The sequence below is a fragment of the Janthinobacterium sp. PC23-8 genome, assembly GCF_002250505.1.
Lineage (GTDB): Bacteria > Pseudomonadota > Gammaproteobacteria > Burkholderiales > Burkholderiaceae_D > Janthinobacterium.
On the sequence record NZ_NJGY01000002.1, the window covers coordinates 712379 to 713923 of the forward strand.

The 1545-nt window shown below is 62.1% G+C and carries 1 protein-coding gene and 1 pseudogene; both read right to left on the reverse strand.

Going from position 1 to position 1545, the window contains the following annotated elements; all coding sequences use genetic code 11:
• Positions 1 to 1242 (reverse strand): MCP four helix bundle domain-containing protein (locus tag CD932_RS28945; protein WP_176461043.1); only part of this gene is annotated, 1242 nt, incomplete at its 3' end.
• 41 nt (positions 1243 to 1283) lie between these two features.
• Positions 1284 to 1545: pseudogene (locus CD932_RS29420) on the reverse strand (methyl-accepting chemotaxis protein); the annotation flags it as partial.

A 1545-nucleotide genomic window follows, 5' to 3' on the forward strand; every position in this document is an offset into this window, starting at 1 on the left:
CATGCCGTCGGTGACCTTGGCGTTCTCCGTGTTTTGCGAAATCGACGCCGTCATCTGTTCGATCGAGGCGCTGGTTTCCTCCACCCCGGCAGCCTGTTCGCTAGCCGCCTGCGACAGCGATTGCGCCGTCGCGCTGACTTCTTCCGAGGCCCCGGCCAGCGCCTGCGCGCCGCTGTTGACTTCGCCCACCACCTGGGCCAGCCTGGCGACGGTGTTGTTGGCGTATTGCTTCAACTGCGCAAACGCGCCTTCGTAATCCTTGTCGATCGACTTGGTCAAGTCGCCCTCGGACATCGCCTCCATCACGCGGATCACGTCGGCGATGCTGGACCCGGTGGTGGTGACGAGCTGGTTCAAACCTTCGCCCATCTCCTTCTGGAATCCCTGCAAGCCGGCCAGGTCGACGCGGGCGTCGAAATTGCCGCGATTGGCCGCTTGCACCACCGCGCGCTGGCCATCGATCACTTGCCGCAATTTGGCGACCATCGCGCCGACCGCCAGCAACATGCTGTCCTTGTCGCCCGGCTTGGTGAGCACCTCGACGTTCAAGTCGCCGCCCGAGATTTTTTTCAGGATATCGGCGGCGTAACCGGGTTCGCCGCCCAGCAGGCCGGTGATGCTCACGGTGACCAGGGTCGCCAGCGTGGCCGCCAGCAACAGCGCGGCCGCGCCCAGGGCCAGCATCCAGTTGCGTGCCGAGGCGTATTCGCTGGCCGCTTCGGCGCTGGATGCCGACATCACCTCCGCCTGGAATTTGATCATCGCCGACACCGCATCGAGATAGGCCATCTGGCTCGATTCGATCTGGTTGACAAGCAGGCTCTTGGCTTCTTCCTTCTTGCCTTCGGCGGTCAGCTTGAAGAACTCTTCTTGCGAGACGCGGTATTTTTCGCGCTGCTCGAGCATGGTCTTGAACAATTCCCGGCCCTTCGGCTTGTTGATCATGCTGTCGAGCCGGGCCAGCACCTCCTTGATCTGCGTCTTGGCCGCCTCGATCACCGCCAACTCCTTGCGCACCGTGTCGGCATCGCCAAAGATGACGATATTGCGCATCGCCCGCGCGATCGCGTCGACATCGCCGATCAGGGTATAACTGGCCACCACCTTGGTATAACGGTCGTTGACGATTTCATCGGTATTCTGGTTCAACTCGGACAGGTGAAAAATGGCGAGGCCGATGATGCCAACCAGCAACATCCCGACAATCGCAAAAGACAGACCCAGCCGAACACCAATCTTCATATTTTTAAACACAACTCCCCCCGGCATGATGATCCATCAAATTAAAAACGCGTGAAATGCTGCTCATCCGGCCCGCCATGCGGCGCCAGGGCGACCGGCGCAGCCGGCGCGGCGGTCCTGAACGTGCCCTGGCGGCGCGCCGCTGCCTGCCGCGGCGCCGACGCGCGGGCGGTTGCCGGCGTGCCGCTGCCCAGTTTGAAAAAGGACATGGTTTGCTGCAGTTGCTCGGCCTGGCTGCTCATCTCTTCGGCGGTGGCCGCCAGCTCTTCCGAACTGGAGGCGTTTTGCTGGGTGGTCTGGCTC